At 56.0% G+C, this 25,967-nt stretch carries 21 protein-coding genes; 16 read left to right on the top strand and 5 right to left on the bottom strand.

All coding sequences use genetic code 11. From position 1 onward, the window contains the following. The first annotated feature begins 156 nt into the window (after window positions 1-156). Together Q1A52_RS08680 and Q1A52_RS08675 are read left to right on the top strand one after the other, a co-directional pair. A complete protein-coding gene (locus Q1A52_RS08680; RefSeq protein ID WP_300013639.1) occupies window positions 157-1,557 on the top strand; it encodes a selenium-binding protein SBP56-related protein in 1,401 nt (466 codons plus the stop codon). Window positions 1,558-1,569: 12 nt separating this feature from the next. Beyond that, complete coding sequence (locus Q1A52_RS08675; protein ID WP_300013636.1) at window positions 1,570-2,220, top strand: hypothetical protein; 651 nt, start codon at window positions 1,570-1,572, stop codon at window positions 2,218-2,220. Window positions 2,221-2,337: 117 nt separating this feature from the next. Here the strand turns inward: Q1A52_RS08675 and Q1A52_RS08670 are convergent, their stop codons facing one another. After that, the gene (locus tag Q1A52_RS08670) at window positions 2,338-4,773 is read right to left on the bottom strand and encodes an FAD-dependent oxidoreductase (RefSeq protein ID WP_300013633.1); all 2,436 of its coding nucleotides are present in this window, start codon (window positions 4,771-4,773) and stop codon (window positions 2,338-2,340) included. 174 nt (window positions 4,774-4,947) lie between these two features. Next, on the bottom strand, window positions 4,948-5,889 hold the full coding sequence (locus Q1A52_RS08665) for a LysR family transcriptional regulator (RefSeq protein WP_300014947.1): 942 nt from the start codon (window positions 5,887-5,889) through the stop codon (window positions 4,948-4,950). Between the two features lie 391 nt (window positions 5,890-6,280). Here Q1A52_RS08665 and Q1A52_RS08660 point away from each other — a divergent pair, with 391 nt between their 5' ends. After that, complete coding sequence (locus Q1A52_RS08660; protein ID WP_300013630.1) at window positions 6,281-7,114, top strand: LysR family transcriptional regulator; 834 nt, start codon at window positions 6,281-6,283, stop codon at window positions 7,112-7,114. A 294-nt stretch (window positions 7,115-7,408) separates the two neighbouring features. Beyond that, on the top strand, window positions 7,409-8,308 hold the full coding sequence (locus Q1A52_RS08655; protein WP_300013627.1) for a LysR substrate-binding domain-containing protein: 900 nt from the start codon (window positions 7,409-7,411) through the stop codon (window positions 8,306-8,308). Between the two features lie 116 nt (window positions 8,309-8,424). Here the strand turns inward: Q1A52_RS08655 and Q1A52_RS08650 are convergent, their stop codons facing one another. Then, entirely contained in the window at window positions 8,425-9,804 is a 1,380-nt protein-coding gene (locus Q1A52_RS08650; RefSeq protein ID WP_300013624.1) for an amidohydrolase family protein, read from the bottom strand. A gap of 920 nt (window positions 9,805-10,724) precedes the next feature. Here Q1A52_RS08650 and Q1A52_RS08645 point away from each other — a divergent pair. The 7 genes from Q1A52_RS08645 to Q1A52_RS08615 all read left to right on the top strand — a co-directional run bounded on the left by Q1A52_RS08645 (window position 10,725) and on the right by Q1A52_RS08615 (window position 19,279). Beyond that, complete coding sequence (locus tag Q1A52_RS08645; RefSeq protein ID WP_300013621.1) at window positions 10,725-11,579, top strand: LysR substrate-binding domain-containing protein; 855 nt, start codon at window positions 10,725-10,727, stop codon at window positions 11,577-11,579. A gap of 161 nt (window positions 11,580-11,740) precedes the next feature. Next, window positions 11,741-12,658 (top strand): PhzF family phenazine biosynthesis protein, encoded by a 918-nt coding sequence (locus tag Q1A52_RS08640; RefSeq protein ID WP_300013618.1) that lies wholly within the window; start codon window positions 11,741-11,743, stop codon window positions 12,656-12,658. 20 nt (window positions 12,659-12,678) lie between these two features. Beyond that, window positions 12,679-13,140: a RidA family protein gene (locus Q1A52_RS08635; protein WP_300013615.1), complete on the top strand. Its 462-nt coding sequence runs from the start codon at window positions 12,679-12,681 to the stop codon at window positions 13,138-13,140. 78 nt (window positions 13,141-13,218) lie between these two features. Continuing rightward, window positions 13,219-14,196: a quinone oxidoreductase gene (locus tag Q1A52_RS08630; protein ID WP_300013612.1), complete on the top strand. Its 978-nt coding sequence runs from the start codon at window positions 13,219-13,221 to the stop codon at window positions 14,194-14,196. Between the two features lie 210 nt (window positions 14,197-14,406). Further along, window positions 14,407-16,233 carry an EAL domain-containing protein gene (locus Q1A52_RS08625; RefSeq protein WP_300013609.1) on the top strand — a complete coding sequence of 609 codons (1,827 nt, stop codon included), beginning with the start codon at window positions 14,407-14,409 and terminating at the stop codon, window positions 16,231-16,233. Window positions 16,234-17,298: 1,065 nt separating this feature from the next. After that, window positions 17,299-18,078, top strand: coding sequence for a hypothetical protein (locus tag Q1A52_RS08620; RefSeq protein WP_300014944.1), 780 nt, complete (start codon window positions 17,299-17,301; stop codon window positions 18,076-18,078). A gap of 16 nt (window positions 18,079-18,094) precedes the next feature. Next, window positions 18,095-19,279, top strand: a complete 1,185-nt coding sequence (locus Q1A52_RS08615; protein ID WP_300013606.1) for an MFS transporter — start codon at window positions 18,095-18,097, stop codon at window positions 19,277-19,279. 520 nt (window positions 19,280-19,799) lie between these two features. On the opposite strand, the gene Q1A52_RS08610 is transcribed toward Q1A52_RS08615, so the two are convergent. Next, on the bottom strand, window positions 19,800-20,981 hold the full coding sequence (locus Q1A52_RS08610) for an MFS transporter (RefSeq protein ID WP_300013603.1): 1,182 nt from the start codon (window positions 20,979-20,981) through the stop codon (window positions 19,800-19,802). Between the two features lie 45 nt (window positions 20,982-21,026). On the opposite strand from Q1A52_RS08610, the gene Q1A52_RS08605 reads away from it, so the two are divergent. After that, window positions 21,027-22,085, top strand: a complete 1,059-nt coding sequence (locus Q1A52_RS08605; RefSeq protein WP_300013600.1) for a GlxA family transcriptional regulator — start codon at window positions 21,027-21,029, stop codon at window positions 22,083-22,085. Window positions 22,086-22,264: 179 nt separating this feature from the next. On the opposite strand, the gene Q1A52_RS08600 is transcribed toward Q1A52_RS08605, so the two are convergent. After that, complete coding sequence (locus Q1A52_RS08600; RefSeq protein WP_300013597.1) at window positions 22,265-22,855, bottom strand: dimethylsulfonioproprionate lyase family protein; 591 nt, start codon at window positions 22,853-22,855, stop codon at window positions 22,265-22,267. Window positions 22,856-23,065: 210 nt separating this feature from the next. Here Q1A52_RS08600 and Q1A52_RS08595 point away from each other — a divergent pair, with 210 nt between their 5' ends. The 4 genes from Q1A52_RS08595 (at window position 23,066) to Q1A52_RS08580 (ending at window position 25,853) form a co-directional block, all read left to right on the top strand. Further along, the gene (locus tag Q1A52_RS08595; protein ID WP_300013594.1) at window positions 23,066-24,013 is read left to right on the top strand and encodes a DMT family transporter; all 948 of its coding nucleotides are present in this window, start codon (window positions 23,066-23,068) and stop codon (window positions 24,011-24,013) included. A 17-nt stretch (window positions 24,014-24,030) separates the two neighbouring features. Then, window positions 24,031-24,651 (top strand): LysE family transporter, encoded by a 621-nt coding sequence (locus tag Q1A52_RS08590; RefSeq protein ID WP_300013591.1) that lies wholly within the window; start codon window positions 24,031-24,033, stop codon window positions 24,649-24,651. A gap of 280 nt (window positions 24,652-24,931) precedes the next feature. Further along, entirely contained in the window at window positions 24,932-25,243 is a 312-nt protein-coding gene (locus Q1A52_RS08585) for a hypothetical protein (protein ID WP_300013588.1), read from the top strand. A 1-nt stretch (window position 25,244) separates the two neighbouring features. Further along, window positions 25,245-25,853, top strand: coding sequence for a hypothetical protein (locus tag Q1A52_RS08580; RefSeq protein WP_300013585.1), 609 nt, complete (start codon window positions 25,245-25,247; stop codon window positions 25,851-25,853). The last annotated feature ends 114 nt before the right edge of the window (window positions 25,854-25,967 follow it).

Genomic DNA, 25,967 nt, shown 5'->3' with positions numbered 1-25,967 from the left:
GCCCAGCAACGATTGAAGACGATCATAGCCGCGAAAACGCATCTTGGCGCAGCAGCACGCCCTTCAAATTTCAATTGTCTGACATTTGATTCTGTGCCAGCTTTTCCATGGACGCGATAGAATTCCGTCATCTGCGTCCGTCAGGGAGGATTAAAAATGAACCTAAGACCAGACCCGACGTTTTACCCCACACCACAGATGGCCATGCAGGCCCCGGTCGAAACGCTCGCCTTCACGCTGATGCTGAGCCCCGATGGTTCACAGCCCGACGGCCTCGCCGTGGTCGATGTGGACCCGAACTCCGACACCTACGGCCAGATCGTGCATAGCCTGTTCATGCCGAACACCGGTGACGAGTTTCACCACTTCGGATGGAATGCCTGTTCGTCCGCACTCTCGCCACTTACGGGGCACGCCTTCCTTGAACGGCGCTACCTGATCATCCCGGGCATCCGGTCGAGCCGCATCTACATCATCGACGTCAAGGAACCGCTGAAGGCCAAAATCCACAAGATCATTGAACCGGAAGAGTTGAAGGCCAAAACCGGCTATTCCCGCCCGCACACGATCCATTGCGGCCCCGAGGGCATCTATGTCTCGACCCTCGGCGGCGGTGGCGAGGATGGCACCGACGGCCCTCCCGGTATTTTCATCATGGATTGCGAGACCTTCGAGATCCTGGGGCGCTACGAGATGGACCGCGGCGCGCAGGACAAGCACTATGACTTCTGGTGGAACCTGCCGCGCGACTACATGGTCAGCTCCGAATGGGGCCTGCCGCCGCAGTTCGAAAACGGCGTGGTGCCGGAGGATCTGCTCAGCAACAAATACGGCCATTCGATCCACTTCTGGGATCTGCGCGCGCGCAAGAACATCCAGACCATCGATCTTGGCGAGAACCACCAGATGGCGTTGGAGATCCGGCCTGCGCATGATCCGGCCAAGGAGTACGGCTTCTGCGGCGTGGTGGTCGACACCACCAACCTGCAGGGTGCGATCTTCACCTGGTGGCGCAACGAAGACGGCACGTTTGAGGCGAAAAAGACCGTGACCATCGACCCTGTGCCAGCGGATGCAGACGACTTGCCCGAGTTGCTCAAGGGCTTTGGCGCCGTGCCGCCACTGGTCACCGACATCGACCTCAGCCTTGATGACAAATACCTCTATGTCGCCTGCTGGGGGCTGGGCGAGATGCACCAATATGACGTCTCCGACCCGATGAACCCGGTGCTGGCAGGCAAGGTCGAAATCGGCGGGATTGTGAAGAAGACGCTGCACCCCAATGGTAAGGAGTTCGGCTACGGCCCGCAGATGGTCGAAATCAGCCGCGACGGTAAGCGCGTCTACTGGACCAACTCGCTCTATTCCACATGGGACGACCAGTTCTATCCCGGTGACCGCGGAGCCGCGATGGTCTGCGCGGATGTGGGCAAAGACGGCGGGCTGACCCTGAATGAGAACTTCTGGGTTGAGTTCCCCGAGGGCTACCGCAGCCACCAGATCCGGCTAGAGGGCGGCGACTGTTCCACCGACAGCTTCTGCTACCCTTCCGTCTAGGCAGTGGAAAGCATGAACACGGCGGCGTCCCTCTGGTCCGCCGTCGTGGTCTCGGGCATCTATCACGGGGTCAATCCAGGCATGGGTTGGCCGCTCGCCGTGTCGGCGGCGCTGATGGCGCGGAACGCGGGCAACCTCTATAAAGCCCTCGCGGCGCTGGCTGTCGGGCATCTGCTGGCCATGGCGGCGATCCTCTTTCCCTTCTCCGCGCTCATGATGCTGGTCGAATGGCAGGTACAGATTCAGACGGGCGCTGCCCTGCTGGTCATCGGCCTCGGGGTCTACCTGCTGATCAACCGCCGCCACCCGCGCTTCCTGGCGCGCGTGCCGCCCTCGCGGCTGGCGCTTTGGTCCTTCCTCGCCGCCATGGCTCATGGCGCAGGTCTCATGTTGGTACCGATCTATCTGGGCATCTGCGGCACGCTTGAAACCGACGCAGGCCATGCCGCCGCCTATAGCCTCATGTGGAACAATGCGACCGCCGCCATCGCCGTGGCCCTTGCCCACACTGGCGCGATGATCCTCGCAGGCGGAACCATCGCCGTCGGTGTCTACCGCTGGCTCGGGCTCAAGTTCCTGCAAAAAAGCTGGTTTAACCTTGACCTGATCTGGGCCCTCAGCCTGATTATCGTCGGCTGTATCGCCTTGGTATCAGCCCACTGATTGCAGTCCCAACGATACCGTCGGGTTGAAGATGCGCGGTCGCCCGCCAGCCTGCGCGCCGTGGGAAAGGCGCTGGCAGACGGACAAAGCACAAGCGTTCAAACCCCTTAACACCCGTCAGCTGCGCATTTTGTCAAAACCTGGATCGTAAGGAGACGGCGCAATCACCTGCGCGGCAACCGCTTCACCAATGACATCCACCGACAACGCGCTGCCATGGTCCGCAAGATCCGGATCGACAAATGCGTAGGCGAGGTTCAATCCCGTCCGATGTCCCCAATCACCCGACGTGACCGTTCCGATGATACGACCGTCAGCGCGCACCGATGCGCCAGAGGTCGCAGGTGCATGGCCACACTCAAGCGCCAGCGTTACCAGTTTCCGCCTCGGTCCGGCATCAACCCGCGCAAGCAACGCGTCCTTGCCCACAAACCCGGGCTTTTGGAGCCGGACAAATCGGTCCAAACCGGTCTCAAAGGGATCGAACTCGGTCAGAATATCGGACTTCCAGTGCAGAAAGCCTTTCTCCAACCGCATCGACTCCACCGCGCGTGACCCGAACCGGCGTAATCCATGGGCCTCGCCCGCGCGGCACAGGGCCGCATAGGCGGCATGCAGGTTTTCGTTTGGAACATGAATTTCATAGGCAAGTTCCCCTGAAAAACTGACGCCCAGAACAGTCACAGGCGCAATACCTACATACGCCTCGCGCAGGGAGAGCCAGGGGAAGGCCTCGCGCGACCAATCCCCGCGAGCGGCGGACTGCAGGACATCCCGCGCCTTTGGCCCGGCCAGCACAAGGATGGTCTGCGCATTGGTCAGCGACCGGATCGACACGTCTTCATCCGCGCGCACGTGGGCCGTGAGCCAGTCCATGTCGTGATATTCGGACGCAGCCGCTGAGCCATACCAGACCCGTTCACCCCCACGATCAGAGTCCGGGAGCGTGGCAATCGTCGCCTCCGCTTTCACCATACCCTGATGATTCAGCAGATAGCCCAATCCGACCCTGCCGGTTTTTTTCGGCACGGCCCCACAGATCATGCGGTCCAGAAACGTATGAACATCCGCCCCGGTGAGCTCTAAGCGGTTGAAGCCTGACACTTCGGTCAAACCGACGCCCGTGGCCACAGCATCGACCTCTGCCGCGACGACATCATGGACTTCGTTGAACCTAAATCCGAGCGTTTCGTAGAAATCAGGCGAGGGCTTTATGTAATCTACGCGTTCCCACCCGTTGACGGTACCGAATGCAGCACCCTCGGACGCAAGGACCGCCGTCAGCGGCGTTGTTTTCATTGGTCGCCCCGCGGGACGGTGTTCATGCGGAAAATGGAAACGGAATTCGTTCTGATAGTCTTCGATCGCCTTGAGAGCCGTCAGCTCAACCGTAGCGTGGCCAGTGAAGCGCCGCGGGTCGAGCGCCCATGTGTCATACTCCGCTTCGCCGTGAACGATCTGTTGTGCCAAGAGCCAGCCATGGCCGCCTCCTTCACCCAGCCCGGCTCGCAGGCCTATGATACAGAATGCATTTCTTTTGCCCGGGACCGGCCCAACAAGAGGCGCGCCATCAATTGTATAGGTGATCGGGCCGTTCACGATCTCCCGAATGCCGGTCTCCATCAGAACAGGCATACGCTCGAAAGCGCCTTCCAGAACATCGCTCACCCGGTCCAGATCATCGGGGCAAAGGTCGTTTGAGAAATGCGGATCGATCCCGTCCAGTCCCCAGGTGCGGCAGTCCTGTTCGTAAAAGCCGAGCAGCAGGCCCCCCTTTTCCTGCCGTGAATAGTAATCGCTGATCGGGCATCGCAACAGCGGGATACGGTGCCCTGCCTCCGCAATCGCGGGAATATCCTCGGTCAAAAAATACTGGTGCTCCATCGAGGCGACCGGATGGCTGACCGCCATCATCGCGCCGATCTCATTGCAGCGATAGCCGCCGGCATTCACCACAATCTCGCATCGCACATCGCCTTTGTCAGTGTGAACCGTCCAGGTGCTGTCCGGGTGCTGTGTCAACGCTGTCACCGGCGTGTGCCGGTTCACTTCGGCGCCCGCGAGGCGGGCACGGCGAGCGAGTGCCTGACAGAGCTGTGCGGGGTCAATATGACCGTCGGTCGGGTCCCAAAGCCCACCCAGCAGGTTGTCTGTGGAAATCAGCGGATGGCGACGCGCACATTCCTGCGCGTCCAACACCTCGAAGTTGACTCCCATGCCCGCCGCCATCGACGCAAAGTGGCGATAGCCGTCCATCTGCGCTTCGGTATTGGCTAAACGGATGCCGCCATCGCCGTAGTTATACCCCACGGGATAATCCGGATCATCACGCAATTCCTTGTAGAGGGCGATCGAATGCGACTTCAGTCCAACCATGGTCTGCGACATGCCAAAGTTCGTAACCTGCGCCGCTGAATGCCAGGTCGTGCCCGAGGTCAGTTCATCCCGCTCGATCAGCATCACGTCGCTCCAACCCTCTCGGGTCAGGTGATAGAGAGCTGAGCATCCTGCAATACCGCCTCCGATGACGACGACCCGAGCTTGATTGCGCATGACTTGTTTTTCACCCCTCGATTTCCAGGTCACCACTCAGAAACCTGCTGACGTCTGACGTCAAGACAAGGTCATCACTTTCGATATTTTCGAAACTCTTTTCTTCAAAGCACATATTTTGACGCATCTTTCGAGTGCTTAAAAAATGTGCCTTGGGAACCTTGAGTGGGTCGGTTAGTCGTCGCGTTCGAGCACACTGAATGCACTCGAAAGCCACGGATAGAAGGCAACAACAGGCGCAACCGCTTCAAGCGCGATGATCTGTCGTATCAGGGCCGAAACCGCCCGGGCGATCCGCAGGTCAAAATCGCTGCGCGACATCAGGGAAATCTGCCTTGCGAAGGCAGCAACGGACAGGGGTAGAAGCTGAACCCGGTCTATGAAACGCCGCGCACGGATGAACCCCAGCGGGGTCATAACCGCCCATCCGTCACCGTTGGCGATAATTGCCATGATCGACTGCGCGCTGTCGAATGCGTATCGATCCGGAAGTGAAATTCGACTGCGGGCAAGATGCGTTTCGATCTGAGCCCCGATAAGGTGGTTTGGATTGAACCGCAGAAATGGCAAAGCGGTCGCCCCTGAAAGCAGCGTTTCGGATTGAAACTCGACACTCTTTGGTACTGCAATAACAAAGGGATCACGTACAAGCGGGTTGCATTGAACATCCGCCATGCGCTGATCCGCCTCTGACGCGATGACAATGTCGAGCTGTCCCTTGCGTAACAGCGATGGCGCTTCGTGACTCAGAACATTATGAATCGCCAGCCTTGCGCGCGGCATTTGACTTGCAAGCGCCACCGCGAGTTCCGGTGCGACACGGCTTTCGAAGTCTTCCACGATTCCAACATGCAATGAACGGGTACCGATCAGCCCACCAATTGCTGTTTCGCTGGTGGCACGCCGCAAGTGAGGAAGACCTTTGCGCAGATGATGCAAGGCCTCCTCCCCTTCGCGCGTCAGATGGAATGGTCGCGTCGCGCGATCGAGCAAGACCGCGCCCAACTGCTCTTCCAGGCGAGCGATGTGATGCGATACGGTAGAAATCGACAATCCCAGCTCCAACGCAGCTTGCTGCATCGATCCGGAGGCCGACACTCGCTCAAATGCCTCCAAAGCTTGAAGAGAAATGCGTGGGAGAGCCAAGTAAAGTCCTCGAAGAGTTGCGAATTATTCGGAACTCTGCGCGAAGCCACACCACAGGTCAAACGAATTGAAGCTGATCTGCGATATCCCGTTCCGACGCCACCACAAAGCCCGGAGAGCCACGTAAGATAGATGAACAAGAGCGCCAGCACCGACAAGCAAGCCAATGGGGCCACTGCACCCGAGTTCTGAAATCGCTGGCTGAGCCTGAGCAGGATCAGACCGGGAAGCCCGAATAATACCGGTGCAATTTCTCTGATTTGCGATACGATCATGCACCTCAACGCTTTCCACCTCCCTCCCCCTTCTTTTCCGTCGGCACCACTGTTGCGCCAGCAAAACATGCGATAGGTTTCATTTCATGCATGAAATGAACGTCAACTGGGATGATTTAAGGCTTTTTGCGGCTGTTGCGCGCGGTCACGGGTTGGCGAAAGCCAGCAAAGCCACGGGCAAAAGCGCGCCCACACTATCGCGACGCATGCTTGACCTGGAAAGGGCCACCGGACGTGAATTGTTTAGGCGACTACCCAAGGGGTATGAGCTGACTGCTGATGGTGAGGCCCTTTTTGAAAAAGTGACCACGCTGGAGGCGGGGCTATCAACGATCTGGAACCCGCCCGCCCGTGGCAAGCGCACTTTGGTCAAGATTTCAGCGGGGACTTGGATGAGCAAGTACCTGTGTGAGAAGATGGATGCCATCGTAGGATCTGATGACAGCATTTTGGTGCGCCTCATTGCAGCCGAAGAGGTGCTTGATATCAGTCGAAGACAGGCAATTATCGGCATCCGCAATCACCGTCCACACCAACGGGGGCTTGCCGGTCGTCGGGTGGGCCGTGTGCGTTTTGCGTTTTATGCGACCGACAAGGATGTGAACCCGTGGGCACGGTATACGGGCAACACCCCATCTGCGGAGTGGCTCGGCAAACACGCGGATGAAAGAGAAATTATTGAAGTTACCCACCCCCGGAACATGCTCGATTTAGCGCTTGCGGGGTCGGCGCGGGCGCTTCTTCCGACCATTGTTGGCGACAGGCAAAGCGGATTGATGAGGGTGAGCGAAACCATCGATGAACTGGACAGTGATCAATGGTTGGTGGTGCATGATGATGACCGGTTCAGCCCCGCGATTCGACGTACCGTGGATCGGGTCTTTGATGTCCTGCGTGACCTGCACCGCAACCAATCATAGCGAAGCTGATTATGCCGCGCACCGATTTTGCAACCGTACGCACGGAGGCAAAACGTCCGGATGAGTGGTCACATGATTGCAGTTCCAAACCCCGCAAAACCCCACGACACAGGAGTTCCCTTCCCAAGAACAGAGCAATACAAGGCATAATCATGTCTAATACCTGCTGACGTTATGCGGCATGCAAATCATATTGATCGCCCCATAATGTCTTTGCCGCAAAAGCATATCCAGACGTTGTACTGCGGGCCAATCTGGGTGTAGAAGATAAAAAGGCATAAGTATTTTTGATATATGGCTCGAACAGATATTCCACCGCTAACAGCTGTCCGCGTTGCAGAAGCAGCGGCACGGCACGGCAACTTTACAGCTGCCGCGAACGAATTGGGCATGACACAGGCAGCCGTAAGCTATCAGATCAAGATCCTGGAAGAGCGCGTCGGCGCTCAGCTCTTTGAACGCCATGCACGCGGTGTCAGCCTGACGACCATCGGGCGCTCATTGACCTCCAAGGCGACTGAAGCGCTGGATATCCTTGCTGATGCTTATGCCGATGCAAAAGGGTCCAGCCAGGGTACACTTGCCGTCAGTGTCATCCCGACCTTCGGCACTAATTTCCTCGCTCAGAGGCTTGGGAAATTTCAGATTGAATCCCCGGACATCGCCGTGCGCGTTGAAGTGAGCGAAGGCCTTGTTGATTTCATGTCTGATGGGTTCGACGTCGCCATCCGCGGCGGGAAAGGAAACTGGGAGGGCCTCAAGAGCCGCCTTCTGTTGCCAACAGTATTCACCCCGATGCTAAGTCCGGATCTGGCGGCAAGCGTCGGGGGAGTGAAAGAGCCTGCGGACCTGTTGAAGCTGCCAATTCTTTCCGGGCATGATCCCTGGTGGCACCGTTGGTTTGAAGACGTTGATGTGGACTACTCGCCACCGCCAGAAGGCGCTGGCGGGCAGTTCGGCCCGCAAATCCTTGAAGCAAACGCGGCAATCGCCGGTCAGGGTGTAGCAATGCTGACCCCGGCCTTCTTTCAGAGCGAACTCGAAAGAAAGCAACTCGTTCAGCCATTTGAAATGACCTGCGACGATGGCAGCGGGTATTGGATTGTTTTTCCGGAAAGCCGGCGGAATTCAGGGAAAATCCGTAAATTCGAGAAATGGCTTCGGAACGAAGCCGCGGCATTTCGCAAATCATAGAGCTTCTTTACGCGCCCAGTTTTTCCAGTGATCGAATGTCAGGAAATAGGAAAAAAGCTTTGTCGTACGAGTAGTGCGCACCGGCATTTGCCAACGAAAGGCCGGTGCGCCAAAGGTTAGTGCGCGCGCTGCGCCCCTCTCTTCAGAATGTCGACCGTCTGCAGGGATTTTTCGTTCAGCTCATCCATGTCCAGCCATGGAACCACGCCGTCCCGCACAATTTCGCGCCCCCCCACAAAGGAATGCCGCAGTCTTAGCTCTCCCCCTGATATGATTGGCCCGACGGTTCGGTCGTGCTGTCCGAAGTACCGGGGATGATCCAGACCGAGCACCAAAAGATCAGCCGCCTTTCCCGGCTCCAGAGTGCCAATGCCCGACAGACCCAGCGCCCGGGCGCCACCGGAGGTCGCCCAGTGAATAACGTTTTCGGCAGTCGTCGCATCAGCTTGACCGCCGGTCCGGTGCAGAATGAAAGCTGCGTAAAGCGTTTGCGCCATGTCCCCCGCTTCGTTCGCCGCTGTTCCATCCACGGCCAGCGACACCACGCCGCCACGTTCGGCAAAGCGCGGCACGGGCGCGATACCCGACGCCAGACGGGCGTTGGCTTGGGGGCAATGCGCCATGGCTGTACCCGCTTCACTCAACATGTCGATCTCTCGCTCGTCGATCTTGACCAGATGGGCAAACCAGACATCGTCACCAATCCACTCCTGCTCCGCCATCCAGGGCACAGGCCGCTTACCATATCGATCGAGCGTCGTGTTCACATAGGTATCGTTTTCCGAAAGATGGGTGTGCAGACGAATACCAAGGTGCCGGGCCGCCTGTGCCACCTCTTTCACCTCACCTTCGCGCAAATTGAAGATCGTGGTTACTGGTGCGGCAGCGATACGGGTCATCGCCGTCGGGGACGGATCGTGCCAGCGCGCGACATCGCTGCTCAAACCGTCCAGCATGTGTTCGAGGCTGGTTGCCGGTGCTGGCGGGATATCGTCACGGTGCCAGGGCCGGCCATGTGTCAGACCACCGCGCCCCAGAACAAACCTCTGCCCAAACCGTGCCGCGGTTTCACACAGCACATCAGATGGATTGTAATCGTAGCGATCCGAGTAGACGTAGTGATGGTCTGCCACCGTTGTCACACCCGACAAGGCTAATTCGGCGAGTCCAATCGTTACGGTGGTGCGCATGCCCTCCTCATTCAAGTAAGGCCAAAACCGATATGGTGCTTCCATAAGCCATGGATCGAGCGGTTGGTTCAGCGCTTCGGGTACGGCTTTCATAACGGATTGGAACAGGTGGTGGTGCGTGTTCACAAATCCGGGACAGACAACGGAATGCTTGGCATCGACCACCGTTTCGCCTGCTTCGGGTTGCAGATTACCCATTTCGTGAATGACCCCGTCGCGCACGCGCAATGCACCGGAAAACCGCGCATGATCGCCAAGACGTCCGGTCAGCCCATGTTCGATGTTGATGATAATGAAGTTGCTCATTGCCTTCACCTTTCTGGCAGCTTGACCAGTGGTGACAGGGCTGGAATATGCTTGATACAAGCGCGGCCTACGACGTCACCACCGTTCCCGAACCTGTTTTGAACAGTACGTTCTTATCTCCGGCTGCTTAGAGGAGAACGTCGGGAAATGGTTGGTTTCAGTCGCAGCATCTCATCGGTATCGCCGTGCTGTTTCATTGTCAAACGTCGGCAGACATAACCGGGAATGCCTTCTGCCACAGCTAACAGTCGCACCCGGCGCAGGGCCGTTGACGTCCTGCGAGAAAAATCGGGACACACACAGCGCCCCATTGAACCGCAGCCCCGATACTCGCTGGACATCTGAGTTCAATCATTATGCCATTCTTTCAGTTATTTATTCAGATGTGGACTCTCGACCCCAGTCCGGCACCGCATGCAACACGTTCGCCGATGAGCGCCCGTCAGCGCACGGGCGATCGGCGTTTGAGGTGGTCGAAAATGTAAGGCGATGTCTCAGACAGAACCACCTTGCAACGCGCCACTATTTGCCTCGCGCCCGTTAGCAATGCTGTTGAGCTCACCCAGCACAGGATTTGATCTGCGCACTCAAACAGGACGGCGAGGTCTTTCTCCCCGCCAACGGAATGAAGATTGACGGATTAACTGTGCCTTGGGCCTGCGTCTTGTGCCCTTCACAGCAGAGGGGATTGCGGCGCTATCACCAGCGTCGAAACCGAGGGCGCACTAAAGGAAGAACAGACCATACGGACCCATCCGCAGGACGTGAATGACATGCTGTTGGCGAAGGTGTGACGAAGTCCCTATGCTTGCCGGAGCGCGTGACCGAGACCGCCAAGCGCCTTGACAGCCTAGCCGCGGGGTCTCTAGGGGACTGATCCATTGTCATTGCGCGGACCAAGATGTGAGTGACCCCTTCCGATGAAACAGACGCTTGACCCCGACCTGCTGAGAACATTCGTCACCATCACCGAGGGCGGGAGTTTTCGGGACGCCGCGAGCAAGATCGGCCGGAGCCAGTCTGCAACCAGCATGCAAATCCAGAAGCTGGAGCAGATTCTGGGTGAATCACTTTTTACCAGGGAGCGCCCCGCTGTACGGCTCACCAAAAAGGGCGAAGCACTGCTGATCTATGCCCGCCGGATTTTGCAGCTGCAGGACGAGGCTGTGTCCAACCTTGTTGGTACAGCACCCAACGATACGCTGCATTTCGGCATTCCGGACGACTACGCACGCGGCCTTCTTCCGACAATACTGACCCGTTTCGCGCAAGAACATCCTCTGATCGAAGTGACGATCACCTGCGCTCCCAGCGCGACATTGGAGAAGATGGTGGAGGAAAACACGTTGGAAGCCGCCATCGTTTCGCGCTCGGCCAAGGCAGAAACGTCTCGGTTTCTGAAAAAGGAAGCCGTTGTATGGGTTGCATCCCCCAATCACGCCGTCGGACGTCGGGCGGTGGTACCCTTGGCCGTGTTTCAGGCAGATTGCATGATCCGAAGGAATGCCATTGCGGCACTCGCTGCCGAGGGGCGTGATTTTCGAGTTGCCTTCAGCAGCCCAAATCTCGCAGCCCTGATTGCCGTGGTCGACTCCGGTCTTGCGATTGCAGCGATGCCGCTGTCCAGCGTGCCGCCGGAATTGACGGTTTTGAAGGAACGCGAGGGCTTCCCGCCCCTGCCAAGCATTGACCTTTTCTTGACTAGAGGCCGGATCGACGAGCAACCAGCTGTCGACGCCTTTGCCGACTGCTTGGGCGAGATCGAGTGGTCCTGAGCCGAATTATGCCCATTTGATCAGCCCTGATAAGACAAAGATTGATCTTATTTTCGGGATTTGAAATTCAGTTAATTCAATTTGACGAAATCTCATGACTTCGGTAGCCCTGCCCCCGTAGCGTAGCAAAGCTGTGCAACCATTCGGGATTGGGGATTGGGATGCAATTGAGCTATTCAGTCGTGGATGTCTTTACAGACAGCTGTTTTGGTGGAAACCCCCTGGCCGTTGTCTGGGCGCCGGAAGGGCTTGCATCACACCTGATGCAAAAGATCGCGCATGAGTTCAATCTCGCCGAAACCATCTTTCTGCTGCCGCCCCGGCACGACGAATGCCATGTTCGAACACGCATTTTCACACCCCAGACCGAGCTTCCCTTTGCTGGGCACCCAACTGTCGGTGCCAGCTTCATTCTCGGGCGCGCAGGGCGCGCATTTGGCCGGGCAATCACATCCGATGTATTGCTGGAACAGAACATCGGCGCAGTGCACGCCGAACTGCTGACCGAATGCGATGCCGTTGTGGGCGGGATTGTCTCATCCCCGGAACCCCTGGCAATCGGTCCGGATGTCGATCCGGAACTCATTGCACGCGCCTGCAACCTGCGCCCAGATCAGATTGAAACCAGCCGCCACGCGCCCTGCATCTGCACCTGTGGCAATGCGCTAGTATTCGTCGAGGTGACCTCGGAAGAGGCACTCAGTCAGGCCAGTCCTGTCATTTCGGAGTTCCAACAGCACCTGCCGCGTGAGCGGGCCATTGGTGTGCATCTCTACACCCCATCGACAAAAGAGGGGGTCGATTACGCGGTGCGTATGTTCGCTCCGATGGTTGGCATCACCGAAGATCCGGCCACAGGTGCTTCCAATCTCTCCCTGGTGGGGCTTCTGACCGCCCTTGCGCCCGGCAATACGCTCAGGACCAGCTATCGCCTTGAGCAAGGCGTCCAGATGGGACGCCCCAGCCAGTTGCGTGGGGATGCGACCAAGTTGGACGGTGTATTGTCGGAGTTTCGCATCGGGGGCCATTGCGTCCCAGTAGCAGAAGGCACCCTGAATATTCCGTCGTCATTCCAGTAACACTTAAGAAGGATTAAACCATGAGTGAAGTCGAAAAACGTCTCGAAGCCGCAGGCCACAACCTGCCGGATGCACCGACACCAGTCGCAAGCTTTGTGCCATTTGTGAAAACCGGCAACCTGGTCTTCATGTCCGGCCAAGTGCCTCAGGGCCCCAACGGGTTCGAATACCAAGGCAAGGTTGGCGATACGATTTCCGAGGAAGACGCGATCAAGGCCGCCGAGCTTTGTATCATGAACATGCTGGCGCAGTTGAAAGTAGCCTGCGACGGCGATCTGGACCGCGTCACCAAGGTTGTGAAGCTCGGTGGTTTCGTGAACAGCGCCGAAGGATACGTCCGTCATCCTATCGTGATCAACGCGGCGTCCGAGTTACTGATCACCGCCTTCGGCGATGCCGGACGCCACGCACGTTTTGCGCTGGGGGCCCTGCTGCCCTTTGACGTTTCAGTGGAAATCGACGGCGTCTTCGAGATCGCCTGATCCTGCCACGTCTCCGCCCGCAGTTCTGGACAAGACCAGCGCGGGCAGAAACGGCACCTAAAATCCTAAGGAGCGAAAATGGCTTATGCTATCGCCGCACAAACGCCCGGCGACCGGGACGTTCTTAACAAAATACACCTCGACGTTCCCTCGCCGCGTGCTGGGCAGGTTCTACTGAAGCAGACGGCCGTTGGTGTGAATTTCCTCGATATCTACTTTCGCAGCGGTCTCTACCCTTGGCCAGTCGAGTCGGACCTTGTGCTCGGCAGCGAAGCCGCAGGTGTTATCGAAGCCGTTGGGCCCGGCGTTGACGGTTTCAATGTCGGCGATCGGGTCGCCTACACCATGCCGAACAACGCCTATGTCAGCCACCGCGTGATCGACGCGGCACAGTTGGTCACCCTGCCAGACGAGGTGACAGACGCGCAAGCCGCCGCATCGGTTCTGAAAGGCCTGACAGCCTACTATCTCATCCATGACAGTTTTACGCCGAAAGCCGGGGATACCGTCCTGTTTCACGCGGCGGCGGGCGGGGTTGGACTTCTGGCCGGGCAGTGGCTGGCCGAAAAGGGAGTGACAACAATCGGTACGGCAGGCGGCCCGGAGAAATGCGCGATTGCCAAGACCACCGGTCGCTACACCCATGTGATTGACTACAAATCGGAGAATTTCGCCGAAAGGGTCAGCGAGATCACCGGCGGCCAGGGTGTCGACGCAGTATATGACAGTATCGCAAAAGACACCTATCCGGGTTCGCTGAACTGCCTCAAGATGTTCGGAACACTGGTTCTTTTTGGTCAGGCATCAGGTCCAGCAGATGATTTCAAGATTGCCGATCTCGCGGCAGGATCATTTCGTCTGACGCGACCGATACTGTACCACTTCACGCAGGACAAGAAGTGGTTGAATGACGCGTCGCGTTCTCTTTTTGAGATGATTGCTTCGGGAAAGATCAGTGTCGCCATCAATCAGGAACTGCCTCTGGATCAAGCGCAAAAAGCACATGAGCTGCTTGAGAACCGGCTGACGACCGGCTGCACGATCTTGCTCCCTTAGTGTGTTAAGCAGCAGTCAAAACTGTCCCCTGTCCGATCAACGGGCAGGGGACAGGGATCGGCCCGCAAAGCCTCCGTAAACTTGCAGGATTCCTGCCTTTACCCACGAATTGTTCCACTTTTCTGTAAAAAACGTTCGCACATTGTTCCAGCTTAACGGTTCCTAGTCGTCTGACGGCTATGCAAACGTGGAACAACGTAGAACTTGTCCGTGATCCCTGCTCAGATATTCAATCAAATCAATGATAAGTGCACTGAAGGCCTCGCACTCGCTCTGGCGTCAAATGACGACGGTGCCGTCATGGAATTCCAATGGTGCAACAAAGCCTTTTCAAAGATTACCGGCTATGATGCAGACGAGGTTTTAGGTCAACGCGGAACCATTTTGATCGGTCCGGATCTGGAGCAAGGCGTTCATCTCTACATCATCGAAAAACTGATGAACTGGGAGAATTTTTCAACCAAGGCGCTCAACAACCGCAAAAACGGCGAAAAATATCTGCAGCGTATGGGCTGGACACACCTCTCCGATCCCGAAACCGGCAACCATTGGTGGCTCTGCTCAATCATTGAACTGGAGGAGGAACGTGCCAAACCCGCCACGCGACAGGACGATCTTTCCGCGATACCAGATCAGGCAGGCTACGCAAAAGCCGTCGAAAAAATTCATCGACTAGAGAAGGAAAATACGCGCCTGCATGAGCTTGCAAGATCGGTGGCCAAGGACGCAAACGAAGATGCTTTGACCGGCCTGTCCAATCGGCGGCATTTCGAGGTTGAGTTGAAGACCTGGATAGGAAATCTCAAGACGCATGGAACAGAATTCGCGGTACTCTATATCGACCTCGACCGGTTCAAATTCGTCAACGATACGCTTGGTCACGATGCTGGCGACCGACTGTTGGTATCCGTTGCCCATATGCTGCGGGATCTGACCGATGAGACCGATCTGGTCGCGCGTCTAGGCGGCGACGAATTCGTGATCCTGAGACCGCTCGGGACCAGCGCCCTGAATGTAAGCAGCCTGGCCGACGAAATTGTACAAAGGATGCAAGCGCCATTTTCATTTGATGGCAAATCAACCGCCTGCAGCGCGAGCGTCGGCGTAGCGATCGCAAATGCCAGCATGGATGTTCCGGAACAGGTCGTCGCAGATTCCGATGCGGCCCTCTATCACGCGAAATCACAAGGGCGGGGACGGTGGTCGTTTTTCACCGAAGAGATGCACGCGAACTCCATTGCGACCAAGCAACTGGCATCGGATCTCCTTATTGCCTGCGAAAGGCGAGAATTCATCCCGTATTTTCAACCCTTGATCGATGCGGAAACGGGTCGAATTGCTTGCGCAGAGGCACTGGTCAGGTGGCCTCATCCCACCAGAGGACTTCTCGCTCCGGCGGCCTTTCTCGACACCGCTTCACATCTGGGGATTCTTAAGAGGATCGATGAGATCGTCTTTGCCAGTTTGTCGGGTGCCCTGTCGGATTTTGACGAAGCAGGCGTTGATCTGCCTCGGGTTGCGGTGAATGTCTCCGCCGCCAGGCTGGCTGATCCAACCTTCATTCATGATATCAAGAGCTCCGGCATCAATCCAAAGCGGTTGACCGTCGAAATTCTGGAGTCCGTCTATCTGGATCGCATAGGCGACGTGGTTCGGTGGACCATCGACGAGCTTGACGAGTTGGGTGTTACGATTGCGCTCGACGACTTTGGCACCGGACACGCATCAGTGCGGGGGTTGCTGGAAATCAGGCCGACGATCCTGAAGATTGATCGCCATTTCATTCAACCAGTCGTATCGGACGTCGGCGCCAGGTCACTAACCGCGTCTATAATCGGTATCGGGAAGAGCCTCGGCATGCGCGTGGTCGCCGAAGGCGTAGAGTCGGAAGAGCATGCACGGATCATGAGCAAGATGGGTTGTGATTATCTGCAGGGTTTCTATTTTGGCAGACCAATGAGCAAGACCGAATTGCGCGACAGGCTGCTTGAAACAGGGGGCCAGTTCTGGTCGCCAGAGATACGGAACGTCAGTTGAGCGTTTCGACGGTTATCTGGGAACGCACAACTTGCCGACGCTAACCCTTGTCGCCTTGGGTATGAAGCGTCATCTCGTCCCAGCCTCATGCCGCTCAAATAGGCTCAGCCGCCCCAGCGGGTGAGCCATCAATCGCAATCCGCAACAAACCGTCTTACGCTGCAGCAGTTACAGCGAGTTCAATCGCACGAGAAAGCGCTTCATCGGCAGAATATGTGGGTTGAGCAGCGGAGCAAACCTGCCTGCGCCCTGGCCCGACTTCATAGACACAGGACACGTACGCGCCATTCACGATTGCGGACGCGCATGGAATCCACCGTCCTCCAGGGCCTTCGACAGCGTTTCCAATGCATACATTCACCGACCCGGGAGGTGGGCTGCCCACACAGGAAGACACATCAAGAAGTTGATCAATATTCATAGCCGTCCCTTTCTCAAAGCAATATCCAAGCCGGATTTGGCAAAAATATGGCTATGCCTCCGATGCCGCCTTCCGGATGCCACATTTCGAGAAGTCGAGAGAAACAGATCGGACTTGGAGCTCGACTGCGCGAGTTACCTGGAAATCTGGAAAAAAATTAATCAATTAAAAACAACACACTAAGTGCGCTTCAGAAATATGGGAGACTTTCATTAAATTCTATGAATCTTTCTTGTTTTGATCGCCTTTGCCTCGAGTGCCTGAGGCGGGCAGAACAAGAACGATTAATTGCGTAGATTGAATGACGGACCGGATGACACAATCCAAAGAACTACTGCTGTTGCGGCCCCACACCCAACATTCATGGACATGAGCAATCCTCGGAAACCTCTGCGATGCAGCGACGCATTCGAGCCAACGAAGAGCCTTACTTCAAATAATCATTCACGTTTACCGGCAAAAGGTCGCGCGCGCAGGAGACTTCACGCAGATCAGGGGCTCTCTTTCAAACCAACAACCCCAAAGACCTGAGACCGGGAAGCCGTTAAAATTTCTGTTTGCAGATCAAACTTGGCTAACAAATCCTTAACCAATTGATGGGAATGTACTTGCCTGACCGGAAACAATTGGCCAATTGGGTGGGCATGTTACCAAGTAGACTGTTTAATATCACAGCCAGCCTGTCTGGCATTCTTCGCGATCTTGAAGGCATGGGAATTCAGGTTGAAGTCGGCGACGACTTTGCCAGATACCGCGCTTATCGGAGCCAGCAGCCTGATCGCGGTCCGATCTATCCGATGTTCGATGTGGCGACTTCTTACGTCGATCGTACGAACGGCTTCTGGATTTGCGGCTTCAATGCCAATGGTGAGCTCGTCCACACGCAGGCAGTGCGTCTTCTGGACCTGTCGGGCATTTCGCTGGCGACGCACCTGAACGACCACCGCCACAAGTATATCACCCCTGATACGACGCCCGATCCGAATTGTACCTTTTACTCGGGGCCGGAAGCGCTGCAGACGATCACGGGACAGGTTTGCTATCAGGGCGATTTCTGGCTTCGTGCCCACGGCCTTGGCGGTCCGCGGAGCCAGGGCGCGACCGCACTATTGTCACGTGTCCTTTTCGAAATCATGGTCGGAGCCTGGAACCCATCGTTTGTTTTTGCATTAGTGCCCAAACGATTGGGCGCGAAGGGCGCCCACCTGCGGTACGGTTACACGCATTGCGAACCCGGACGATGGCTGGGCCCGGACCAACAGGTAACCGAAGAGGATTACCTGATCTGGATGGGAGCCCGGGACATGGCCAATATGCTTGCGCCGGTGCCGGGAATGTCTCAACACACACTTGGCGTTTCAGCAGTCCGTTCCACCACAATTGTTGATGCAAAGGACCATCTCGACGCACGTGCAAATGTCTGATCGGCGGGATTGATCGATGACGGCCCATACGTCGGATATTGAAAAGGAAGCTCTGGCGTCCGGGCCACCGCGCAAAGCGATCATAGGACCGGTCGCAGCAAACGTCGCGTTCGTGATGGAACTCACACTGGTTCCGCTGCTATTGCCAGCGATCCAATTACACTTCGATCTGTCGATCAGCGAATTGGCCTGGGTTTTCAATTCTTATGGCATTGCGGTTGCGGTTGGCGTGCTGCTCGGCGGCTGGTGTGGTGACGCCTTTAACACGAGGAAAGTCTTCGGTTATGGGGTCGCTTTCTTCGCTGCGGGATCGCTCATCGTGGCCGCCGCGGACAGCTTCGAGATGCTCATCGCCGGGCGCATACTTCAAGGCCTTGGCGGCGGAATCTTTGCACCGCTTGTGCCTCTTCTCCTCACACGAGCCTTGCCGCAGAGACCAGGAAGGGCACTGATCGTCTGGGGCAGTATTTCTGGTTACCTTGCTGCTTTCGCGCCACTTTTCTATGGCGGCTTCCTTGGTGGAGATGGGTGGAAAACCGCATTCCTTTTCATCGCAATCATAGCAGCAATCGCATTATTGGTCCTGAACGGCTCCCCATCCAGCAGAGATCCTGAACCATACACCGGCCCACCCGCCGATTATTCGGCGCTTTTTCAAGCTCGGGACCTATGGGTGACATTTCTCTACGTGTTCTGCACATACGGATCGATCACCTATTACTTGTTTCGACTCCCGGTCTGGCTGTCAGAAAATGAAGTCGAAGCAGCCAGCATCGGCTTTGTACTGTCGATCATGTGGCTTACCTTTTCTTGTCTGAGTACACTGTTGCGAAATATGGTAGACAGTCCGCATCTTGGGGCGATCATGTTTGCAGCACCGCTGCTTATCGTCGCCGGATTTCCGCTTTTGTACCTCGGCGATAACTTCTTGCTGCTTATTGCGTCGGCAGTTCTGGTCGGATCAGGTCTGGCCTGCAGCAACGCACCCTCGACACAGTTGATCCTGAGGTTCGCGCCAAAGGGAATGAGCGCGGTGTCAACCAGCCTCGACATCACCTTCGCGCGCTTCGGTGGAATTGCGGCGGTTGCACTACTCGCGGAGACCGAGTTTGCATATGCCGCAGTTGCGATAGGCCTTTCTTGCCTAGCCGCAGCCGTCTGCGCGTTTACGGCAAACAAGGGGCTGGCTGACGAAGGGTGATATCCCAACAGATGCAATGATCCGCTCCACCTGCAAGAGCGTCGCCGCAGGTCGGATAGGGCTTCAGCCTCTCCCTCAAAGTGCCGCAGTTTTGAGAAGCAATGTGCCTCGGTACAAGCGGCGTTTCAGCTTGAGAGCGCCCCGACAGAATTGCAGCTGTCCCAATTGATGCGAGATAGATTCCTGTGGCTCGCTGAGAGAGCGCGCGTTGACTGTCGGCACCGAGTTCAGGATTCTAGCGGTCAGCGGGTGGATTGTTCAGTATCTCAAATCCTTCGCGGACATCCGGGTGGACGCTGAGTTCACAGAGCGTGTCACCGACACCATCCGCGAAGGGTTGATGTCACTATTCGCGTCGATCCTCTGGAAGATTCGGAGCCTTATGCCCGCAAGATGGGCGACGTCAGGTAAGCGGACCTTCGTCTTGAGCAGTAAGTGACGGCAGTGCTGACTTTTCTTCCGTCCGAGCAAGGTTGTAGCGTGTCTGCCCACCGATCCTTGCGGTATTAGATGACGTGTCTCAGGCTGGCGAGGGAGACCGGACTTCCGGTTTGTCCTTCATCAAAAACACCAAAATGCCCGCAAACACTGCGAGCCAGACAGAAGACCACCAAACCAAATCATACTGAGCATAGAGATCATATAAAAATCCCCCAAAGTAGGCCCCGGCGGCAGCGCCGATCTGGTGTCCTGCCGAGATCAATCCGAAGGCCAATCCCATGACCCCCCTGCCGATATGGGAGGCCACAAGGCTCGCCGTCACCGGCACGGTTGAATAGTCCACCAGCCCAAACAGGATTGAAAAGAAGACAAGCGTCTCGAAACTCGCACCGACGTTGAGCAGGATAATGAAGGTCAGGCCGCGCATCAGATAAATCAGCCCCAACAGCAGCGGTCTGTTCACGCGATCCGTCAACCACCCGGCCAGGATCATCCCGACAAGGTTGATCGCGGACAAGAGTCCGTAAGCGGTGGCGGAAGGCACCGGCCCGAACCCGCAAAACGCAGCATAAGGCAGGAAGTGGGTCTCGATCACACCCGAGGTCGTGTAGCCGCAAATGAAATAGCTCCAGAACAGAATTTGAAACGCTGGTAGTCTCAGGATGTTCCGCAAATCCTGTAGCAGTGTGCTGGCTGAGCCTTTCTCTTTGATGGCGATGTCTGCGCTTCCCACGGCTTTGGGAAACCATCGGAAGACGCAGCCCATAACGATGAGTGTCCCGATGCCAAGTGCCGCAAAGGCCATGCGCCAGTCATAAGTGCTGATGAGCAATGCCAGTAGCGGGACAAAGACAAATTGGCCGCCCGTTGAACCTGATGTCGCAATACCGGTCGCCAGACCTCTGTTCGTCTCAACCTCTTGTTCGACGGCGGTTGAGACGACGTGCGTGGCGACCAGGCCAAATCCGACAGCCGCGACGCCACTGAACGCCAGAAAAAAGGCAATCGGGTTGGCTGTGGCGGCAATCAGAAAACACCCTGTCGCCAAAGCCCCGAGCCCGATTAACAAGATTGCGCGCGCGCCCTGTTTGTCGACGAGTCGCCCCCCGAATGGGGCAATTGCGGCCATGACCAGGAGGGCAACAGCCGCAGCACCTGACGTAAAGCTCCTGGACCAGCCGAGTTCCTGTTCCAGAATAGGCATAACCAATCCAAGGGCCGCTCTTGCCGAAAATGTCAGGGCGAGGGCAACAAAGGACAATCCTATGATCAGTGTTGCTGTCTTGTTTTGAGATGCTAAGGGCAAATGACTGGCTCCGATGTGTATGGCCAGATCGGTTTACATGTCACAAAGAATGGCATAAATGACAATATGCAGTCAAAAACAGCCAACACGATCCGTCGCGTCGTCTTTATCATCTATCCGGGCGTCACTCTTCTGGATGTCACGGGTCCGCTTCAGGCATTTTCAAGTGCGAACAACACTGAGATTGCGAATGGCAAACGGCACTATCAGATTGAAGTCGCCTCTCCCGATGGCGGACCTGTTGCTACAGATTGTCAGGTGGACCTGAGCAGCATCCCTCTCGAACAGGTGGCCCGCGATCCTATCGACACATTGATCGTTGCGGGTGGGGAAGGTGTTTTCGATGCGGTAGAGCAAAGAGATCTTGTGGACTGGCTTGCCGCGACCAGCAAAGGGTGCAGGCGCATCGCCTCAACATGTATGGGATCCTTTCTGACCGCAGCTGCCGGATTGATCAACGGACACAGCGTCACGACCCATTGGCGTCAGGTGGACGAGTTGAAGAGGCGCTTTCCTGAAATTGATGTAAAGCGCGATCCGCTATTCATTCGAAATGGAAATATGTGGTCGTCAGCCGGGGTTACGGCGGGTATCGACCTTGCGCTTGCCATGATCGAAGAGGACATGGGGCATGAAGCCGCCATGCAGGTTGCACAAGCCCTTGTGGTGTTCTTTAAGCGACCGGGCGGACAAGCCCAGTTCAGCGATGTACTCAACATTCAGGCTTCGGAAACCGAGGGGCTGTTCGCTGACCTTCATGCCTGGATCGCAGGGCATTTGCAAAGCGACCTGATCGTTCCGAAACTCGCAGAACGGATCGCCATGAGCCCTCGCAGCTTTTCTCGGAAATACAAGGAGAAGACGGGCATGACCCCCGCTAAAGCTGTGGAGATCATGCGTGTCGATGCCGCCAAACGCGCACTTGCCCGAAGCGATTTGCAATTGGGTGAGATCGCCTTCAACGCGGGTTTTTCAGATGAACAACGTCTTCGGCGGGCGTTTCAACGTCACGTGGGCGTATCGCCTTTGGCCTATAGAGACACGTTCGGCGAAAACTAGTGTTCAACACCTGACGAGCCCCAGAGCGGTCGTTCGCCATTCTGCAGCAATATGGAAATAGGTCTCCTAGCCCTCATGTGAGAGTTTTGGCCAGATGACAATGACCAGCCCAAAGCCGACCTTCGTTTTGGACAGCTTTAGTTGGCAAGGCGGACAAAGCCGACAAACTGCAATCGCTGTCACTTCACCGAAAAGGTCGAAAGGTTTAGGTCACCGCTCCAGCGCCATGCTCCCAAGAACGGATCGTTCATAGTTCGTCGACCGTGGGGGGCCCAAGCCGGATGGTGCACGAAATCGCCCGGTCGATGTTTGATGTAACCTGTATCCCCGACCACCCATTCGGCAACGCCCGACAGGACGAGATAGGTCTCCTCTCCTGAATGGCTAGACACCGGATAGTCTGTCCATGGTTCTGAAACCAATAACCCAACGCGCAGGTCTTCAGCTGGTATGTGCCCGTCGGGACCAAGAAGCTCCGTTGTGAACAATCGCTGAGAAATCATGGTGTCCAACCCTTCTCCTTCCCAACACGTCCAATCCAGTTGAGTTTTGCATTGCATCACTTGCTCAACCAACGGCAAGGCACTTGGCAGCCCGGCCGCGTCTCCTAAAAGGGCCGATGGGTCTTCACTCGACGCAATTCGTCTGTAGCCACTAACGTCCGCACTCTTAAGCGATTGCGCGGCCAACTGTCCTCCGGCTCGAGGCTCCCTCGAGAAAGCATCGCTGAGGGTTAGCAACAAATTTCGGAAATGGGTTGGATCGTCCATTCTTTTCGCTCTGGCGGGTGCAAGGCAAACCTGCAGTGCAGCCTGCCTAAAAAATGAATGTCCGCCAAGGGCTTTTCTGGAACCTTCGCAGCGAGATTCACGAACGGCAGGTCTAGGATGAACCGCCTTTCGCTGCATTCGCCCGAATGTCGGCTTCCATGCAGTTAGACCGATTGCACAATTTCTATTCAGGCTGCATCGTTCAGACAAATGAAGCAGGATATTGCGCTTATGCAGATCGACGGGATGTTAACTGCCACACACCAACGAGGGTTGGACCAGTTCAAAGCGTGGGTGTGTTCGACCTTCCCCAATGGGCCTAAGACCAAGACATACTCCCTTGTCGGTGGAGCCGTGGTGCTTTGGGCGAGCTGGCCTGCGCTTGCCATCATCGCCTATCCGGCTCCTCCTTTGCTGGTTCTCGGCGCATCGGCTTTGATTGGCTTTCTTTTTTCATTTGTGCTGGCTGCCAAGCAGAAGGCGCTCACGTCCTTCGCGACCGTACCGATTGAAACGCTGGCGTTTGTAGCCGTCGGTCTGATGGGCAACAATGCGTTCTATCTTGCCGCAATCGCCCGGATCGGCCCTGCGGAGGCCAATGTGGTTCACTATCTGTGGCCGGTCTTTCTTGTCGGGCTGGCGTCCGTTTTGCACCGGCGCGCGCCTACCTTGCTTCAAACCTTAGGTACCGCCTGCGGATTTATGGGTGTTGCTGTCGCATTGTCTCCGCAGATGGGCGGTGGCCTTGATCTGATCGGTGTGCTCCTTGGTGCATGTGGTGCGCTTACGTTTGCAATCTATTCAGTTGGCCGCTCACTCGCACAAGTCGAAACGAATGTCGTCGGCCCCTCACTGGGGCTGGCCGGTATGGCCGCACTAACCGCACATTTTGTTCTTGAACCGGCCTACTGGCCGACCACGGTTCAATGGCTTGCAATTGTTCTCATGGGCATTGGCCCTTTCACAGTTGCTAACATCTTCTGGGACAAGGCCACGCGAGAAGGGTCTGCCGCAACAATCTCCAGCTTGGCATTTCTCACACCATTGGTTGCGATGATATTGTTGGCTGTGTTTGGCCTTGGCGTCGTGACCATCGCGACGGTCGTCGGGGCTCTCTTTGCAATCGCCGGAGCCGTGTTAAGCTCAGGCTCAAAATGACAGTGTGAAAGACCGCTATGGAATTTCTACCCATCATTGCCGCGATCCTATTTGTTGATTTTCTCGCACTCATCAGCCCCGGCCCGAATTTCGTACTGACAACCTCCGCAGCGGTGTCCAAATCGCGCCGTCATGCCGTCTGGACCGCTTGCGGCATTGCAATGGGGTCACTTGCGTGGGCCGGAGCGGCGGCGCTCGGCATTGCCTCGGTGTTTGAAGCGTTGCCGATGCTAGGTTTCGTGCTGAAAGTTCTGGGCATCGCCTATCTGATCTACTTGGGTATCAAGCTTTTGCGCTCGAAAGGCTTTCAGCCAAACGGAAACCAGACAACCGATACCACAAGCGGAGCGCGCGGATTCTGGCGCGGATTACTTGTTAATATGACCAATCCGAAATCCGCCGCTTATTATGCCAGTGTGTTTGCCGTGTTTCTCACGCCAGACATGCCGATTTGGGTCTTGGTTCTGCTTGTCGCAGCTATCGCAGCTATGTCGCTCTCGTGGCACGTCTTGATCGCCATTAGCTTTTCAGCATCGCGTGTTCAGACCCGATACATATCGGTTTCAAAGTATGTTGATCAGCTTTGCGGCGGCATTTTGATTTGCCTTGGTCTACGTCTGGCGTGGGACAGCAAATAACGGCAGGATCGCGAAGCAGCCATCCGTGCACCTCGCAGTATTGGTTGGAATGGACTCTCTGCGGTCATCTGACGGTTTTGGTCGGTTGACGGGTGGCAGCCCGAAGCGGACCTTGGATTTGGACGTCCATTGACGGGTCAGCGGGACCAAGCTGCCGTTCGTTGTCATTCTCAGAATGTCTGCTTCCCTAGTGATGAACGTTGATGCATGTTGCTGTCTTGATTGTCTATCTAAAGTAGGAAACTGTCGGATAGCATGGTAATCCACTGCGGAACGTACAATGAGCCTTGAGCAGTTGAAAGAGAAAGAGCTTGATAAAGCTATCCGCATCGCGACCAAGCAAGCTGAGTTCAATCGCATCAAGCGAGCGAGCAGTATCGAAGCAATAAATGACTTGGTCGCGTTTGCTACAAAAAAAATTACCGCTTTCTCACTCGTTGGTTTAGGTGGGTTGGAGATTCTTGCGCCGCATATTCTCAATACAATTGAAATGGGTGAAAGTGCATCTGCCGCGGCAGTCGCCGTTGGATTGGGGATGCTTGGTGGAAAGCATCTCGCAGAAGCTTTGCGTCGATTCACGGACGGGGGATAAAATGGAAAACTTTTTGTATAGTTTGCGCCGCTTTCGTTTAAGCTATTTGTTTTGGGTTGTATTCGTAACCTTGGCGTTGTCTTTCCTTGCAATTCAAGTTTTAGTTCAGTTCAATGTTGTGCCCGTTCCCATCCTTGCCGCTGCCTTAGGAGGTCTGCTGCTCGGTGTTTTGATTGATATTGTGACTTCCTTCGGCTCACAGGATCAGTGGACGAAGCGGTTAATGCATACATTGGAAGAGGATGAATACCATACTTCAGTGCAGTCTTTGACCTCTCGGTATATCGGTGTTGTTTCTGAAGCCGCTGAATGGGTGTGTAATACGACGTTTCAAAACGAATATCCAACTAATGGCCAGAGGTATCTTTCGCAAGCATCTGATTTAGCGAGACAAATAATTGGAACCGAAGACTTAAGTGAAAAGGATGTATTGTTTGTTTTGGAAACACAAAATCACCTGGCAAAGTTTGTTTTGATGCGAGGGGAGACAGAAGACGGAGTTGCAGCGCTACTTGAGCGAATGGGATCCCTTGCATTGGTAGGATCTTTGCGAACAAATTCTGGCGTTCCCGAGAACCGCAAGGTTTTACCAGTTGATACTGACGCTTGAGCTCCGCAATTTGGTGGTTGGCGATCAACTCGGCACTACCTTACCTTGAGACCGCAAAGAGGACATAAGCCGCAATGCGGAAATTCGTCGATAAGGGTTCTCTGCGGTCATCTG

The sequence above is a fragment of the uncultured Roseobacter sp. genome (assembly GCF_947488185.1).
GTDB lineage: Bacteria > Pseudomonadota > Alphaproteobacteria > Rhodobacterales > Rhodobacteraceae > Roseobacter.
Note: the sequence above shows the minus strand (reverse complement) of the source record. Positions and strands in the feature narration are given on the sequence as shown.

What these genes read in the sequence shown, in the direction of transcription:
- Q1A52_RS08675 (WP_300013636.1), top strand. Translation starts at nt 1,570, where the DNA reads ATGAACACGGCGGCGTCCCTCTGGTCCGCCGTCGTGGTCTCGGGCATC.
- Q1A52_RS08600 (WP_300013597.1), bottom strand. Translation starts at nt 22,855, where the DNA reads ATGGACGATCCAACCCATTTCCGAAATTTGTTGCTAACCCTCAGCGAT.
- Q1A52_RS08670 (WP_300013633.1), bottom strand. Translation starts at nt 4,773, where the DNA reads ATGCGCAATCAAGCTCGGGTCGTCGTCATCGGAGGCGGTATTGCAGGA.
- Q1A52_RS08650 (WP_300013624.1), bottom strand. Translation starts at nt 9,804, where the DNA reads ATGAGCAACTTCATTATCATCAACATCGAACATGGGCTGACCGGACGT.
- Q1A52_RS08630 (WP_300013612.1), top strand. Translation starts at nt 13,219, where the DNA reads ATGGCTTATGCTATCGCCGCACAAACGCCCGGCGACCGGGACGTTCTT.
- Q1A52_RS08605 (WP_300013600.1), top strand. Translation starts at nt 21,027, where the DNA reads ATGACTGGCTCCGATGTGTATGGCCAGATCGGTTTACATGTCACAAAG.
- Q1A52_RS08615 (WP_300013606.1), top strand. Translation starts at nt 18,095, where the DNA reads ATGACGGCCCATACGTCGGATATTGAAAAGGAAGCTCTGGCGTCCGGG.
- Q1A52_RS08585 (WP_300013588.1), top strand. Translation starts at nt 24,932, where the DNA reads ATGAGCCTTGAGCAGTTGAAAGAGAAAGAGCTTGATAAAGCTATCCGC.
- Q1A52_RS08595 (WP_300013594.1), top strand. Translation starts at nt 23,066, where the DNA reads ATGAAGCAGGATATTGCGCTTATGCAGATCGACGGGATGTTAACTGCC.
- Q1A52_RS08680 (WP_300013639.1), top strand. Translation starts at nt 157, where the DNA reads ATGAACCTAAGACCAGACCCGACGTTTTACCCCACACCACAGATGGCC.
- Q1A52_RS08655 (WP_300013627.1), top strand. Translation starts at nt 7,409, where the DNA reads ATGGCTCGAACAGATATTCCACCGCTAACAGCTGTCCGCGTTGCAGAA.
- Q1A52_RS08640 (WP_300013618.1), top strand. Translation starts at nt 11,741, where the DNA reads ATGCAATTGAGCTATTCAGTCGTGGATGTCTTTACAGACAGCTGTTTT.
- Q1A52_RS08590 (WP_300013591.1), top strand. Translation starts at nt 24,031, where the DNA reads ATGGAATTTCTACCCATCATTGCCGCGATCCTATTTGTTGATTTTCTC.
- Q1A52_RS08635 (WP_300013615.1), top strand. Translation starts at nt 12,679, where the DNA reads ATGAGTGAAGTCGAAAAACGTCTCGAAGCCGCAGGCCACAACCTGCCG.
- Q1A52_RS08660 (WP_300013630.1), top strand. Translation starts at nt 6,281, where the DNA reads ATGCATGAAATGAACGTCAACTGGGATGATTTAAGGCTTTTTGCGGCT.
- Q1A52_RS08620 (WP_300014944.1), top strand. Translation starts at nt 17,299, where the DNA reads ATGTTACCAAGTAGACTGTTTAATATCACAGCCAGCCTGTCTGGCATT.
- Q1A52_RS08580 (WP_300013585.1), top strand. Translation starts at nt 25,245, where the DNA reads ATGGAAAACTTTTTGTATAGTTTGCGCCGCTTTCGTTTAAGCTATTTG.
- Q1A52_RS08645 (WP_300013621.1), top strand. Translation starts at nt 10,725, where the DNA reads ATGAAACAGACGCTTGACCCCGACCTGCTGAGAACATTCGTCACCATC.